Source organism: Xanthomonas euvesicatoria pv. euvesicatoria (assembly GCF_020880415.1).
In the GTDB taxonomy this organism is placed as follows: Bacteria; Pseudomonadota; Gammaproteobacteria; order Xanthomonadales; family Xanthomonadaceae; genus Xanthomonas; species Xanthomonas euvesicatoria.
In genome coordinates, this window is sequence record NZ_JAJIUJ010000004.1 from 1 (window position 1) to 14,746 (window position 14,746).

Genomic DNA, 14,746 nt, shown 5'->3' on the forward strand with positions numbered 1-14,746 from the left:
AACTTGAAGTTCAGCTGGGCCTGGTAGCCACGACCGTTCTTGTAGAACGCCGTCGGGGTGTCCCTGGTTCCGCTGTACAAGCGGTAGGTGGAATCCAGCAGATTGGTGGCGCCGAAGGTGAGGCCCATGTAGTCGGTGATCTGGTACGAGGCGGTCAAATCCAGCTGCTTGTAGCTGTCTGCGAAGTCTTCCGATCCCAGGCGTCCGATCTGGGTGAAGTACTTGGAGCGGTAGCTGTAGTTCACGCGCACCGTCCAGTCGCCGTGTTCCCAATACGGGATCACGTTGTAGGTATCGCGCGACAGGTAGGGCAGGTTCAAGCCGGAGCTCGCATCGGATTTGGCAAACGTGTAGTTCGCCTGCAATCCGAAGCCGAGGCCGAAGGTCTGCTGGTAGTTGATCGACGCACCCTTGACCTTGGCGTTGGAGGCGTTGGTCGGGGTGGTGACCTGATAATCGCCGGGAATGGCTGGTGGCTGGGGATTCAACCGCTGGGTGGTGGTCGTGCTGACGATGTAGGAACTGATGTCGCGGTAGAACACCTCGCCCGACAGCATGCTGGACGGGGCGAAATACCACTCGGCCGCCAGGTCGTAGTTGGTGGACTCGTACGGCTTGAGGTCCGGGTTGCCGCCGCTTGCGGTCAGGTTGCCGTTGCCGCTGTTGACCGTGAACGAACCGGCCAGGTCGGCGTAGCGCGGGCGTGCCATGACCTTGGCGGCCGAGAAGCGCAGCACGGCGTCGTCGGCCAGGTCGTAGGCCACGTTGAAGCTCGGCAGCGCCTTGCGGTACTCGTGGGTTTCGGCAACACGCGAAAATGTGACGTTGTTATCCTGGCTCTGCCAATATTCCGACTTGTCGGTGGTGTCGAGCAGACGCACGCCGACATTGCCGCGCCATTGGCCCGACTCGAAGTTCAGCTGGGTGTAGGCGTTCTGGGTGATTTCCTTCACGTCGAACGAGGCGCCGAAATCGGTGCTGTAGGGTCCCTGCGGCTGCGCCAGCAGATAGCGGCGGACGGCACTCAGGTCGGCGGTCGGCCAGGTGGTCAGATCGCCGCTGGCGCCCAGGCCGTCATACAGGCTGCTCGGCGTGCTTCCGGGGTTGAACTGGGTCAGCGAGATCGGGTCGGTGGTGTTGATGCGGTTGCCACGCGCGTCCACGCCGTTGTTGTGGTTGATGTACTTGTAGCCGAACTGCAGCTTTGTGAAAGGGCCCCAGGTCAGATCACGAGCAGCGTCCCATTGGAAGTATTTTTCTTCGTCCTTGCTCTTCTGGTAGTAGATGCCGCCGGCCTGCATCACGCCATCTGCCGTCGAACCTGCCGGCAGTCCTGCGGTATTGCCCGGCAGCGCCCAATTGGAAGCGCCACCGTTATCGTAGTTCACTGCGGTGTGCGAGCCATCGAAGGCGTAGTTATAGCCGCCATCGGTCATCAGGAACTTCATCAGGTATTCGGGATTCTTGCCGCCCGTTGCCTGGGTGTCGCCGACCTGTGTGGTGAACACCCACTTTTCACCCGACCAGTCGTGACGCAGGTTCAGGCTCTTGGTGGTCACGGTACTTTCGCGATAGTTCGCATCCAACTGCGCGTATGGCTGATCGTTGACGCCGCCGCGGGTGTTGTCCGATACCGTGGCTGAAGTCACCACGCCGTTCTGCACATTTGCCTGGGTGATCTTCTGGCGGTCATCGTTACATGCCGGGCACACATAACGCGCCTGGCTGAAGTTGTTGTACTTGCCCTTGATATAGACGCCGGTGAGGTTGAACTCGTTCTGCTCATCGGGCTTCCACTGCAATGCACCCTGCAGGCCGCTGCGCTCGCGGGTCTGCTGGAAGAAGGCGCTGCTGATACCGGCCGGCACGCGTGCGGTGGCCACATCGCTGCCGTCGCCGGTGATGGTGGCGGTGGGCGGAATGTTGGCACCGGTGGTGTAGCCGAAGTATTCGATACCGGCGCGCGCCAGGTCCTGCTTGTCGTGCGTGGCGGAAATCAACGCGCCGAAGGTTTCGTCGTCGTTCTTCCAGCTCCACAGCGCCGAGCCGCGCGGATTGCCTTCTTCCGAGCGGTCGTTGTAGTTGTAGCCAACCGAGCCGCGGATGGTGTTCTTGGGCAGGTCCAGGGGCTTGCGGGTGTGCACGATCACGGTGCCGCCGATCGAGCCTTCGTCGATGCGCGCTTCAGGGGTCTTGTAGACCTCCATCAGGCCGATGATTTCCGGCGACAGCAGCGTGTAGTTGAAGGTACGGCCGCTGGTATCGGTCGGGTTGCCGCCCCAGTCGCCCGAGGCGATGGTCTGGCCATTGAGCAGCACGCGGTTCAAGGCCGGGTCGGTGCCGTTGATGCTGACCTTTTCGCCTTCGCCGAACTGGCGGTCGACGCTGATACCCGGAAGATGCGACAGCGATTCGGCCGCATTGACGTCCGGGAACTTGCCGATGTCTTCGGCGCTGATCGCATCGACGATGGAGTTGGCCGAGCGCTTGACCGCCTGGCTCTTCTCCAGCGACGCGCGGTAGCCGGTGACGGTGATGGTATCCAGCTCGGTGGTGGCCGACGGCGTGCTGGCCGGGGCTTGTTGTTCTTGTCCGGCAGCCATTGCAGAGCCGGAGCAGTACAGAGCGGCGGTGATACAGAGTGCTAACGTCGTGGTGCGGCTGTGCATGGCTAAACCTCATTGGTTAGTGCTGTGAGCGTGCTGCCCTGCAATAGGACGCAACGCGCTCGGCGTGGCCGGCAAAACAACACGCCCTGACCGATCGCGATGATTGCGCTGGCACGCTTGTTTCGAAGCAGGGTGCAGGCGATTCGCGCGGTGAAGGAGGTGTCCCCCGTGTGGTGAAGCGGTGGAGCTAAACGCACATCAGCGAGCGGGAACGTCGGGCGACGCACGACTCGCGAATCTGGAATGCCAGGCGAGGGAATGCCCGTTCTTCAGTACCGAACAGTCCATGGCCCCTCCTGCCAGAACTCCGATTTGAATCGAGTCTCGCGTAGCCCTGACAGCGTTGTCAACACGTCGTCACAGATCTCTGATGTGGCTGCGATTGCGCTGCAATGCAGCATTTTCAGGCGAAAGCCGACTTTGCCTCGCAGCAGTTTGCGCAATACGCTTTGCGAGCGCGACTGCTACCATCGGCGCGTACGATCGAAAATGTCGCAGCTGCCCCGGTTCGCCCTGGGGTTGTGCAGGAATCGCCGTTGCGCCTGCGTATTTTTGGCGAATGACGCGCGCCGTCCCGTCCGGGACGCGTCGCGGTTGCCACGGTTGCGTTACAGGGCGATTGCTGACAACGTTGTCTACCCGTTGGCCGTTCGTCGGACAACGCGCGACGACGCCAGCCGCCGCCACTGATCAGGAGAATGCGTGAGCGCAAGCAGTCCAATGGAAGCGGTGGCCTTTCCGCGCCACGAAACCTTCGTTGCCGCCGATGTGGGCGGGACGCACGTGCGCCTGGCGCTGGTGTGCGAAAGCGATGACGCAAGCAAGCCGGTCACGGTGCTGGACTACCGCAAGTACCGCTGCGCCGAGTATCCGGGTCTGGCCGACATCATGACCACGTTCTTCGCGGAACTGGGATGTGCACCAGTCCGCCGGGGCGTGATCGCCAGCGCCGGCTACGCGCTGGAAGACGGCAGCGTGATCACCACCAATCTGCCCTGGGTGCTGGCACCCGAGCAGATCCGCCGCCAGCTCGGCATGCAGGCCCTGCATCTGGTCAACGATTTCGAAGCGGTCGCCTACGCGGCCAATTACATGATCGGCAACCAGGTCATGCAGTTGTCTGGCCCGGCGCAAGGTGCCGCGGGCCCGGCCTTGGTGCTTGGTCCGGGCACTGGCCTGGGCGCGGCGCTGTGGATCCCCAACGGTGCCCATCCGGTGGTGCTGCCCACCGAAGCCGGCCACGCGGCACTGGCGCCGGCCAGCGATCTGGAAATGGCGTTGCTGCAGGAACTGCGGCGCACGCGTACTCACGTGGGTACCGAAACGCTGTTGTCCGGCCCGGGCCTGTTGAATCTGTACACCGTGCTGGCCGCCTTGCGCGGCGACAGCGTGGTGCATGCCACCCCGGCCGACATCACCGCGGCCGCAATGGCCGGCAACGATGGATTGGCGCACGACGCGCTGCAAGCGTTTTGCGGATTTATGGGCAGCGTGGTCGGCGACCTGATGTTGCTGTATGGCGTGCGCAGTGGCGTCTATCTGGCCGGCGGTTTCCTGCCGCAAATCGCCAGCTTCATCGCCGAGAGCGATTTTGTCGCGCGCCTGCTCGACAAAGGCGCCTTGCGTCCCGCGTTGGAGCAGGTGCCGGTGAGCATCGTCGAGCACGGCCAGCTCGGCGTCATCGGTGCTGCCAGCTGGTTCCTGCAGCACGGCCGCTGAGCGCTCGTACAGCGGCCGGTGCAGTAAGCCGGCTGCACCAGATCGATCACCTCCGCATCCCGCAGGAGCGCACCCGGCGCGATGAGGGGTTACCGATAAACGCCCTGTCGCGCCCAGGTGCGCTCCTACGAGGCTGCGCGGGTGTCAGGTCGGGACGCGGTGGACGGAGCCGTCAACATACAAGGGACGAGCCCTTGCCGAGCAAATTCCCCGCATCCCCGTAGGAGCGCACCCGGGCGCGATGAGGCGTTACCGATAAACGCCCTGTCGCGCACCGGTGCGCTCCTACAGTGCCATGGTGCTACAGGTCCCCGAACCGCGACTGCAGCGCCGCAATCGCCGCCAGTCCCGCCGTTTCGGTGCGCAGGATGCGTGGCCCCAGCTGCAGGCCGCTGAAGCCCGCCTCGGCAAGTAGCGCGCGATCGCGCGGCGACCAGCCGCCTTCCGGCCCGATCGCCACGACGACGTGTTGCTGGATGCTCGATGCCAACGTGCCCAGGCGATGCTCGCCCTGTGGGTCCAGCGTCAGCCGGAGCGCATGCGCGTCGCTAGCCTGCGCCGCGTCCTGCAGACCCTGCGGCACGGCCACGCTGGGAAGACGTGCGCGCCCGGATTGCTCGCAGGCCGACACCACCACGCTGCGCCAGTGCGCCACGCGTTTTTCGGTGCGCGCCGCATCGAGCTTGACCTCGGTGCGCTCGGCGATCACCGGTACGATCGCCGCAACGCCCAGCTCGGTGGCCTTCTGCAGGATCAGATCCATCTTTTCCCCGCGCGCGATGCCTTGCATCAAGGTGATGCGCAGCGGCGATTCGTTGGAGAGCGGCTCGGCGCGTTCCACCAGCGCACGTGCATCGCGCTTGCCCGCCACGGTGATGCGTGCGTGGTAGTCGCTGCCGTCGCCGTTGAACAGGATGCAGGCATCGCCCTCGCGCAGCCGCAGTACCCGCAGCAGGTGATTGGCCGACTCTTCCGGCAACGTCACTTCCTGGTCGCAGTGCAGCGGCAGCGCGACATGCGAACGGGTCAGGCGCATGCGACCGCCTCGGTGATGGCATGGCCGGTGGTGTCGGCCAACAACGCAAGCTGCGCCTCGTCCACGCAATACGGCGGCATCCAGTACAGCACGTCGCCGAGCGGGCGCAGCACCACGCCTTTCTCGAGCGCCGCGCGATACGCCTTCAGGCCGACGCGCGCGGCGGACGCAAACGGCGTGCGCTTGTCGCCGCCCTGGGTCAGCTCGAACGCCACGATCATGCCGGCCTGGCGCACGTCCGCCACGGCCGGGTGTGCGCCGATCTGCGCAGCGAGCTCGCGCATGCGCGCGGCGATGGGTTGGTTGCGCGCAATCACGTCGTCGTCTGCGAAGATTTTCAAGGTCGCCAACGCCGCCGCACATGCCAGCGGATTGCCGGTGTAGCTGTGCGAATGCAGAAACGCACGCTCGCGCGAATCGTCCAGGAACGCGTCGTACAACTGCTGCGTGGCCAGCACCGCCGACAGCGGCAGGAAGCCGCCGGTCAGCCCCTTCGACAGGCACAACAGGTCGGGCATCACGCCGGCCTGTTCGCAGGCGAACAGGGTGCCGGTACGGCCGAAGCCGGTGGCGATCTCGTCGGCGATCAAGAATGCGCCATGGGCATCGCACAATTCGCGTGCGCGGCGCAGATACGCCGGGTGGTACATGCGCATCCCGCCCGCGCATTGCACGCGCGGCTCCAGAATCAGCGCACAGATTTCGCCGGGCGAGCGTTCGAACAGTGCCTGCAACGCATCGGCTGCCTGCAGCGCATAGTCTTCGGCGCTTTGCCCCGGTTCGGCCAGGTAGGCATCGGGCGAGGGCGTGAACATTGCCTCCAGCAACAGCGGCGCATACACGCGCCGGTACAGCGGAATATCGCCCACCGATAGCGCGCCGATGGTTTCGCCGTGGTAGCCATTCTCCAGTGCAATGAACCGCGTCCGCCGGTGGTCGCCGCGATTGTGGAAGTAATGAAAGGCCATCTTCAGCGCCACCTCCACGCCCGCCGATCCGTTGTCGGCGTAGAACACCTTGGACAACGGCGCGCGCCCGGCCTGGCGTGGCGCGATCGCCAGCAACTGCTCGGCCAGTTGCACGGCCGGCGTATGCGTGAAGCCGGCCAGCATCACCTGTTCCAGTTCGCCGGCCTGGCGCGCGATGGCCGCGCCGATGCGCGGTTCGGTATGACCGAACAGGTTGGTCCACCAACTGCTCACCGCGTCCAGATAGCGGCGGCCGTCATGGCCGACCAGCCATGCGCCTTCGCCACGCGCGATCGGCACCAGCGGCAGCGTGTGCGGGTGCTCACGCATCTGCGTGCAGGGGTGCCACACCACGCCGAGATCGCGTTGTCGCCAATGTTCGGCAGTTTGTGCGGCTGCAGGGTCTGCTAGGATTTCGGGTTCATGGACATGTCGATGCATCCGCCTATTCTATCGGCCCGCTTTGCGGTTGCGTGCGACGCATGAGCTCGCGTCTGCCGATCATCCACAAGATCACCGATCTGGGCGACGGACCGTTCCGTCGGCAGCAGCTGGATCTGGAATTTTCCAACGGGCAGCGCCGCATCTACGAACGCCAACTCAGCCAGGGCCACGGCGCCGTGGTGGTGGTGCCGATGCTCGATGCGCAAACCGTGCTGCTGGTGCGCGAATATGCCGCCGGCGTGCATCGCTACGAGCTCGGTCTGGTCAAGGGCCGCATCGACGCCGGCGAAACACCCGAGCAGGCCGCCGACCGCGAGCTCAAGGAAGAAGCCGGCTATGGCGCACGCCAGGTACAGGTGCTGCGCGCAATGACGCTTGCTCCTACTTATATGAGTCACCAATCCTGGTTGGTGCTGGCACGCGACCTCTACCCCGAGCGCCTGGTGGGCGACGAGCCGGAAGAGATGGACGTGGTGCCGTGGCCGATCGCACGTCTGGACGAATTGATGCTGCGCGAAGATTTCTCCGAAGGCCGCTCGCTGGCCGCCTTGTTCATTGCGCGCGAGTGGCTGGAGCGCAATCCATGATCCGCATCCCGATGGAGCTGCGCGAAACCGTGATCGCCATCGCGCGCGATGCCGGCGCCGCAATCATGGAGGTCTACGCCCAGGACTTTTCGGTGGAGATCAAGGACGACGCCAGCCCGCTGACCCAGGCCGACCTGGTAGCCAACCGCGTCATCGTCGAAGGCCTGCGCCGTGTCACCCCGGACGTGCCGGTGCTGTCGGAAGAGTCTGCGCATGTGGCCTGGGAACAACGCCAGTACTGGACCAGTTACTGGTTGGTCGATCCGCTCGATGGCACCCGCGAATTCGTCAAGCGCAATGGCGAGTTCAGCGTCAACATCGCACTCATCCATATGGGCGCACCGGTGCTCGGGGTGGTGCAGGCGCCGGTCGACGGGCGGGTCTGGTACGCCGCGCGCGGCGAGAATGCCTTCCGCCGCGATGGCGACCGCGACGAGATGCTGCACACGCGCACCCCGGCCGCCACGCCATTGCGGGTGGCGGCCAGCCGTTCGCATCGCGACGCGCGTACGGCCGCCGCGCTGGAGCGGATGGGCGAGATCGACGTGGTCGCGCAAGGGTCGTCGTTGAAGTTCTGCCGCATCGCCGAAGGCGATCTGGACGTGTATCCCCGCTTCGGCCCCACCTCCGAGTGGGACACCGCCGCCGGCCAGTGCGTGCTGCATGCGGCCGGTGGCGTGTTGCTGGCCGGCGCCAGCGGCAAACCGTTCCGCTACAACCGCCGCGACACCTTGCTCAACGGCGACTTCATCGCACTGGGCGACCCCAATCTGCCCTGGCGCGATTGGCTGGCCTGAGCGGCATGCGTGCCGTCTTGGCGACGGCATGGCTGTGCAAGGCCCTGACGCCCTGAAAGGTACACTCCGGTATCCCAGCACGCGCTTGCGTGCCGCGCGCCGTTGCGGTGTGCAACGGCCGCTTACGTCGCTTGCCTCGCGTGGGACATGCGCCTGCGGCGCACTCACTCAGAGGTTCCAGGAATACACGATGTCTCAGACCCCTTCCACCGGCGATATCCAGCAGCTGTTGCACTTGATGGCGCGTCTGCGCGATCGCGAACACGGCTGTCCCTGGGATGTACAGCAGACCTTCGCCAGCATCGCGCCGTACACCATCGAAGAAGCCTACGAGGTGGCCGATGCGATCGACCGCAACGACCTGGCTGGCCTGCGCGACGAGTTGGGCGACCTGTTGCTGCAGGTGGTCTTCCATTCGCAAATGGCGGCCGAGCAGGGAGCGTTCGGCTTCGCCGACGTGGTCGCCACGCTCAGCGACAAGCTCATACGTCGACACCCGCATGTGTTCGCCGCGCAACCGGCGGCCGATGCGCAGGCGGTGAGCACCAACTGGGAGCAGATCAAGCGCGAAGAGCGTCGTGCCGCTGGCAACCAGGACGACTCCGCACTTGCCGGCATCGCGCGCGGGCTGCCGGAATGGCAGCGCTCCACCAAACTGCAGTCGCGCGCGGCGCGCGTGGGTTTCGATTGGCCCGGCCCGGTGCCGGTGTTGGAAAAACTGCAGGAAGAAATCGAAGAGTTGCGCGTGGAATTCGCACGCGGCCCGGTGGCCGACAATCAGGCCCGGCTGGAAGACGAATTGGGCGATGTGTTGTTTGTCTGCGCCAATCTGGCGCGCCATGCCAAGGTGGATGTCGGCGCCGCGTTGCGGCACGCCAACCTGAAATTCGAACGTCGCTTTCGTGCGATGGAAGCGCGGGCGCGTGCTGCCGGCACGTCGTTGAACGCGTTGTCGCTGGGCGAACAGGAAGCGTTATGGCAACAGGTCAAACGCGAGGAGCGCAGCGGCGATGTGCCGGCCATCGACGGTTCCGCGGGCGACGCATCGGCCTTGCACGCCCCGCTGTCCCACGCACCGCCTGTAGACAGCGCTGCCGGCAGTGACCCGTCCGTTGGCGGTGAGGCTTCCCGCAGCGCACCGGGGTATCAAACCGGCCCTGATGGCGCCGCCTCCGATACGCCCCGGCCGGCATGACGATCGCGCCGACCACGCTACTGCTGTTTGCCGCGACGGCGCTCGCCGAGTTGGTCGGTTGCTACCTGCCTTATCTCTGGCTGCGCAAAGGGGGCAGCATGTGGCTGCTGCTGCCCACTGCGCTGAGCCTTGCCGTCTTCGTCTGGCTGTTGAGCTTGCATCCGGAAGCGAGCGGTCGCGTGTACGCGGCCTATGGCGGGGTCTACATCGCCAGCGCGTTGCTGTGGTTGTGGTGGGTGGACGGCGTGACGCCGACGCGCTGGGATCTGCTCGGCGCTGCCTGTTGCCTGCTCGGCATGGCGGTGATCATGTTCTCGCCGCGTAGCGCCTGAGCGCGTTTGCATGTGCGCGCACACGCTGATTGCCTTGCGACAGCGGCCGGGTGCAGCGGCTGCGCCCGGGCCTGCCCCGCACGTGGCCGGCGTTGGTCGCCGGGAGCGCTGAGCCATACTCACGGAAGCCGCCTTCCGCGACGCAGAAGCGCGCGAACGTCTGGCCGAAGCCGAAGCACGCACGACGCAGATGGTGTCCGACGCCATCGCCATCGCCATCGCCATCGGCAGCGTGCAGGCGATCAACTATTTCGTCGCACAGAAGTATGTGGAAGCGTCCACGGCGCTGGCCACCGCGCCCAACCGGAAATTTGTGCTGATGCCGATGGAATCCAGCGGCATCATCGGTTCGATCGCCGGCGTTGCCGAGCTGGCCAAGGAGGCGGCCGGCAAGCCCGACGCGCCCGTGCGCGTACCGCCGATGCCGCCGCGCGCGGGAGCCTGTGCCATGCGCTGGGACGTGGCGGTCTGGGCAATGCTGGCGCTGCTGCTGATTGCGGCCGAGACCCTGGTGCCGGGTGCCTTCCTGCTGTGGATGGGGATCGCTGCCGCAGCGGTGCGCGTATTGGTGCTGGTGTTGCCGAACATCGCGTTGCTGTGGCAGGTCGTGGCATTCGTGCTGCTCAGCTTCGTCTCGGTGCAGGTGTATCGCACCTGGTTCCGCAGCAAGGGCCGCCAGAGCGATCGCCCGTTGCTCAATCGGCCTGCGGAGCAGTTGATCGGCGGCTGCGTGCTGCTCGATCAGGCCATCCACGATGGTCGCGGCCGCGCCAAGGTCGATGATGCGTTCTGGGTGGTGGCCGGCCCGGATCTGCCGGCCGGCACGCCGGTGCGCATCGTCGGCGCCGATGGCATGGGCTTGCTGGTGCAGCCGGCCGGTTGATGTATGCGGGCAGGGCAGGGCATTGCGGTGCCGACCTCGGCGTTGTTGCAGCGCGGCGTAGCGTCGCGCTGCGTTCGCGCCCGCAGGCGGCGCAACCACACAGCGGTATGCCGTTCCCCCAAGCGTGACAGGACGGCGATAATGGCCGTCTTTCCTTTGGAACGGCGCACATGACCCAGAAGACCATCCTCAACGACACCCATCGTGCGCTTGGCGCCAAGATGGTCGACTTCGGCGGCTGGGACATGCCGATCCACTACGGCTCGCAACTGGACGAGCACCACCAGGTGCGCCGCGACGCCGGCATGTTCGACGTCAGCCACATGACGGTGGTCGACCTGCACGGTGCGCGCGTGCGCGAGTTTCTGCGCTACCTGCTCGCCAACTCGGTGGACAAGCTCAAGGTCTCCGGCAAGGCGCTGTACACCTGCATGCTCAATCCCCAGGGCGGTGTGATCGACGACCTCATCGTCTACTACATGACGGAAGATTTCTTCCGTCTGGTGGTCAACGCCGCCACCCGCGAAAAGGACCTGCAGTGGATCGGCGAGCAGGCCGCACGCTTCGACGTGCGGGTGGAAGAGCGCAGCGACTTCGCCATGATTGCCGTGCAAGGTCCCGGCGCGCGCACCAAGGTCATCGACCTGCTCGACCCGGCCGACACCGCAGCGGCGAGCAAGCTCGGCCGTTTCGCCGCGCTGCAGACGCGTTCGCGCGATGGCATTGATTTGTTCCTTGCGCGCACCGGCTACACCGGCGAAGACGGTTTCGAGATCGTGTTGCCGCAAGAGGCTGCCGTCGCATTCTGGAATGCGTTGCTCGCGCAGGGCGTCAAACCCGCAGGCCTGGGTGCACGCGACACCCTGCGTCTGGAAGCGGGCATGAATCTCTATGGGCAGGACATGGACGATGGCGTTACCCCTTACGAGGCCGGGCTGGCCTGGACGATCGCCCTGGACGAAGGACGCGACTTCATCGGTCGCAGCGTGCTCGAATATCAAAAGGCGCAGGGCGCACCGCGTCAGCTGATCGGTGTGGTGATGGACGAGAAGGGCGTGTTGCGGCATGGCCAGACCGTGCTCACCGCCAGTGGCGAAGGCGAGATCCTGTCCGGCACGTTCTCGCCCACGCTGGGCAAGGCGATCGCCTTCGCGCGCGTGCCGGCCGGCAGCATCGAGCAGCTGCGGGTGGACATCCGCGGCAAGCAGGTGCCGCTGCGCGCAGTGAAGTTTCCGTTCGTGCGCGATGGCCAGGCACAGCCCGGCGTGCTCGGCGACTGACTCGTGTAGCGCCGCGTACTGCGCGCGGCACTGCGCCCGGGTCCGTATCCGTATCGCCATCGCCCCACCGCCGTGCGTGCACCTGTCTTGTCGCGCGGTCTAAACTAGCCACCTGTCCCCCAACCATCATCTTTCCCGGAGCACACCCATGAGCGAGATCCCTGGCGACCTCAAGTTCCTCAAATCCCACGAGTGGGCCCGCGTCGAAAGCGACGGTCGCGTGACCGTCGGCATTTCCGACCACGCGCAGGGCTTGCTGGGTGACCTGGTTTACGTCGAACTGCCGGGCGTCGGCGACACCGTGCAGGTCGGCAACGGCGCTGCGGTGGTGGAATCGGTCAAGGCCGCCTCCGACGTCTACAGCCCGGTCAGCGGCACCGTTGTCGAGGTCAACAGCGCGTTGAGCGACAAGCCGGAAACCATCAACGAAGACGCCTATGGCGAAGGCTGGATCTTCGTCGTCGAGATCGACGACAAGGAACAGCTCAACGACCTGCTGGACCCGGACGACTATGCCGAGCTGCTCGAAGACGACGATCACTGATCAGGTGTCGTTGCAGCCGGTATCCGATGGCCGCTCATGGAGCGGCCATTTTTTTTGAGCGCGCCTGCGTCGGTGATGCGTGCCTTGGTGCAGCGATGCGGCGCGAGCCGGCGCGCAATCGCAGAGAGGGAGGCGTCGTTCGGTCGACCGCCGACCGCGACGCCGTCGGTGGCATGTCGATGCGGTGGCTCGGCAAACGATCCAACGTGCATGCGCTGCTGGCCCACCTGCACTGCGCCGGATTTCTGACGTGAGTCGTTCGTGAGGGTTTGGCGTGTGCCCGGTGAAAAAATTCTGCGCCATGGCGCCTGTCTCGATCATCGGTCGGTGCACGCGATGGATGCGGTCGTCGGTGCGCGCGGGTGCGTGCATGATGCTCTAGGCGCTCAATAAGTTTGCGCATTTCTGCTCATGCGACGCCGGAAGTGCAGCCGTTGGATAAAAAATTTTCAGCTGGCGGACAGGCGGCAAGCAATGCCATCGCATCGGCTTGACCGCCGTGCCGTCCAAGCGCCCAGGCAGGCACGCAAACGCGCTACACAAAAAAACAGCGGAAAAGAAGCGCTTTTTTGAAAACGCTGTTGGGCGAGCGCGCTTCTCGCTTGGACGAGTATGTGCAGACGCGGGGTGATTGGCTGGCGTGGACATGGCACGCAGCGATGGTGGGCAAAAAAAAAATTGCAAAAGAGTGTTGACAGTAAAAAAAAGCGTGATTAGGTTTCGCCCAGCAGACATTGCTGCGGAAGAGAGTGAGCAGAATCGACATCGCGCCGACAAGCTTGTTCCGGATGTCCACCGAAGCGCTAATCACGGTGGAGTCGGGTCCGCTTCTCTCCAAGAAAGCAGTTGTCGTTCCGACTACGCACCCGTGTCGCCGTTCGATGCGGGTGTTTCTGTATCCGTTCCGTCGCGCATCATCTGCGGACGGTTCCCGACGACGGCATGCCGTCGCGGGGTTTGGTTCAACTGGGCGTTTCACCTCCATAGTTCACTGACGAGGAGCCAATTACATGGCCACTGCAAAAGCTGCGAAAAAGAAACCCACTGCCAAAAAGGCAGTGAAGAAGACTGCCGCCAAGAAGGCAGTCAAGAAGGTCGCCAAAAAGGCAACCGCCAAGAAGGCAGTGAAGAAGACTGCTGCCAAGAAGGCCGTCAAGAAGACTGCAAAGAAGGCAACCGCCAAGAAGGCAGTGAAGAAGACTGCTGCCAAGAAGGCCGTCAAGAAGACTGCAAAGAAGGCAACCGCCAAGAAGGCAGTCAAGAAGACTGCGAAGAAGGCAACCAAGAAGACTGCCGCCAAGAAGGCAGTGAAGAAGACTGCAAAGAAGGCGACCAAGAAGACAGCCGCCAAGAAGACCGCCAAGAAGGCCGTCAAGAAGACCGCCAAAAAGGCAGTCGCGAAGAAGGCGACCAAGAAGTCCGCCACCAAGAAGAGCGCTGCCAAGAAGCCCGCCGTGAAGAAGGTCGCCAAGAAGAAGCCGGCCGTTCGCAAGAAGAAGGCCGCTCCGGTCGCGCTGCCCGCAACCCCGGCACCGCTGATCTGATCTTGTAATACCCGATCGCCGTAAACATCGAGCTCTCTCCCCGACGCCCAGCGGGGAGGGAGCTTTTTTATGTGCCTGGCACTGGCGTGGTCGGTGCCAGGCTGCGCGTTGCCAGTCTGCAAACGGTGTAGCTGTTGCGGCCGAGCAACGTCGCTGATTCAAGTTCGCGGCATCGAGGCGCCAGACGCGCATGCCGGTCGGCAGTGCAGACGTCGCCGCGCGATCATTCTGGCTCTGCCGGCCAACCTGGACAGTTGTCGGTCCTTCGCGCGAGGGCACGACAGCACGCCGCCGCTGCCTGACTTGATGGTGGGCCGGCAATGCAGCAGGTCGCAGAGCAAGATCATGCGGCGGACCAAGCCAGGAGATTCCAGAGCCAACCGTTCGGGCTCGCCACGTCGGCACGCCGAACAGATCGGCTCAGTCTCAGCGTTGGTGGCAATGGGCGTTACGCCAGCCAAAGAATTCGGGCATAGCGTGCAATCACGGCCTTGCTCTTGCGCGCCCGGCAGGCATGCCATCGGCGAGCCGCCCAACGCGCATTGGAAACACAGAAACAGCAAAGGCGGCCGAAGCCGCCTTTGCCTACGTCACCGACACGAGGTCAGTGCACGACGTCCACTCAGCGCGGCGAGGCCACCGACTTGCCGGAAGACGCGCCCTTGCCAGCCGGGTCGGGCTTTTCTGCCAGCATGTTTTCGCTGCCGAAGTCGCCATCCACATCGATGTCCAGCCAGCGCTTGGCCGG

Annotated in this window: 13 protein-coding genes and 1 pseudogene; 10 read left to right on the top strand and 4 right to left on the bottom strand. The window is 64.5% G+C overall.

All coding sequences use genetic code 11. From position 1 onward, the window contains the following. On the bottom strand, positions 1-2,669 hold a 2,669-nt coding region (locus tag LN450_RS00405; protein ID WP_228884902.1), incomplete at its 3' end, for a TonB-dependent receptor. A 720-nt stretch (positions 2,670-3,389) separates the two neighbouring features. Between LN450_RS00405 and LN450_RS00410 the strand changes: the two genes are divergently transcribed. Continuing rightward, positions 3,390-4,388 carry a glucokinase family protein gene (locus LN450_RS00410; RefSeq protein WP_170808602.1) on the top strand — a complete coding sequence of 333 codons (999 nt, stop codon included), beginning with the start codon at positions 3,390-3,392 and terminating at the stop codon, positions 4,386-4,388. Between the two features lie 301 nt (positions 4,389-4,689). On the opposite strand, the gene LN450_RS00415 is transcribed toward LN450_RS00410, so the two are convergent. Together LN450_RS00415 and bioA are read right to left on the bottom strand one after the other, a co-directional pair. Beyond that, positions 4,690-5,424, bottom strand: coding sequence for a 16S rRNA (uracil(1498)-N(3))-methyltransferase (locus tag LN450_RS00415; RefSeq protein WP_008572062.1), 735 nt, complete (start codon positions 5,422-5,424; stop codon positions 4,690-4,692). After that, the gene (gene bioA / locus LN450_RS00420) at positions 5,415-6,833 is read right to left on the bottom strand and encodes an adenosylmethionine--8-amino-7-oxononanoate transaminase (RefSeq protein WP_011348219.1); all 1,419 of its coding nucleotides are present in this window, start codon (positions 6,831-6,833) and stop codon (positions 5,415-5,417) included. The genes LN450_RS00415 and bioA overlap by 10 nt, the downstream gene beginning before the upstream one ends. Before the next feature lie 41 nt (positions 6,834-6,874). Between bioA and nudE the strand changes: the two genes are divergently transcribed. From nudE to gcvH, 8 genes and pseudogenes are all read left to right on the top strand, one after another. Next, positions 6,875-7,423: an ADP compounds hydrolase NudE gene (nudE, locus tag LN450_RS00425; protein WP_003482427.1), complete on the top strand. Its 549-nt coding sequence runs from the start codon at positions 6,875-6,877 to the stop codon at positions 7,421-7,423. Next, positions 7,420-8,220 carry a 3'(2'),5'-bisphosphate nucleotidase CysQ gene (cysQ, locus tag LN450_RS00430; RefSeq protein ID WP_011348218.1) on the top strand — a complete coding sequence of 267 codons (801 nt, stop codon included), beginning with the start codon at positions 7,420-7,422 and terminating at the stop codon, positions 8,218-8,220. The genes nudE and cysQ overlap by 4 nt, the downstream gene beginning before the upstream one ends. A gap of 190 nt (positions 8,221-8,410) precedes the next feature. Next, entirely contained in the window at positions 8,411-9,415 is a 1,005-nt protein-coding gene (gene mazG / locus LN450_RS00435) for a nucleoside triphosphate pyrophosphohydrolase (RefSeq protein ID WP_011348217.1), read from the top strand. Continuing rightward, a complete protein-coding gene (locus LN450_RS00440; RefSeq protein WP_011348216.1) occupies positions 9,412-9,747 on the top strand; it encodes a YnfA family protein in 336 nt (111 codons plus the stop codon). Before mazG ends, LN450_RS00440 begins: the two co-directional genes overlap by 4 nt. Positions 9,748-9,871: 124 nt before the next feature. Beyond that, positions 9,872-10,189 (top strand): annotated as a pseudogene (locus LN450_RS00445) (SPFH domain-containing protein); the annotation flags it as partial. Between the two features lie 6 nt (positions 10,190-10,195). Continuing rightward, positions 10,196-10,630, top strand: a complete 435-nt coding sequence (locus LN450_RS00450; protein WP_039416499.1) for an NfeD family protein — start codon at positions 10,196-10,198, stop codon at positions 10,628-10,630. Between the two features lie 170 nt (positions 10,631-10,800). After that, positions 10,801-11,910: a glycine cleavage system aminomethyltransferase GcvT gene (gcvT, locus tag LN450_RS00455; RefSeq protein ID WP_011348214.1), complete on the top strand. Its 1,110-nt coding sequence runs from the start codon at positions 10,801-10,803 to the stop codon at positions 11,908-11,910. A 148-nt stretch (positions 11,911-12,058) separates the two neighbouring features. After that, on the top strand, positions 12,059-12,454 hold the full coding sequence (gcvH, locus tag LN450_RS00460) for a glycine cleavage system protein GcvH (protein ID WP_011348213.1): 396 nt from the start codon (positions 12,059-12,061) through the stop codon (positions 12,452-12,454). On the opposite strand, the gene LN450_RS00465 is transcribed toward gcvH, so the two are convergent. Continuing rightward, complete coding sequence (locus tag LN450_RS00465; RefSeq protein WP_127170356.1) at positions 12,448-12,687, bottom strand: hypothetical protein; 240 nt, start codon at positions 12,685-12,687, stop codon at positions 12,448-12,450. The two genes, gcvH and LN450_RS00465, sit on opposite strands and share 7 nt — an antisense overlap. A 777-nt stretch (positions 12,688-13,464) precedes the next feature. Between LN450_RS00465 and LN450_RS00470 the strand changes: the two genes are divergently transcribed. Then, entirely contained in the window at positions 13,465-13,998 is a 534-nt protein-coding gene (locus LN450_RS00470) for a hypothetical protein (RefSeq protein ID WP_011348212.1), read from the top strand. Positions 13,999-14,746 lie beyond the last annotated feature (748 nt).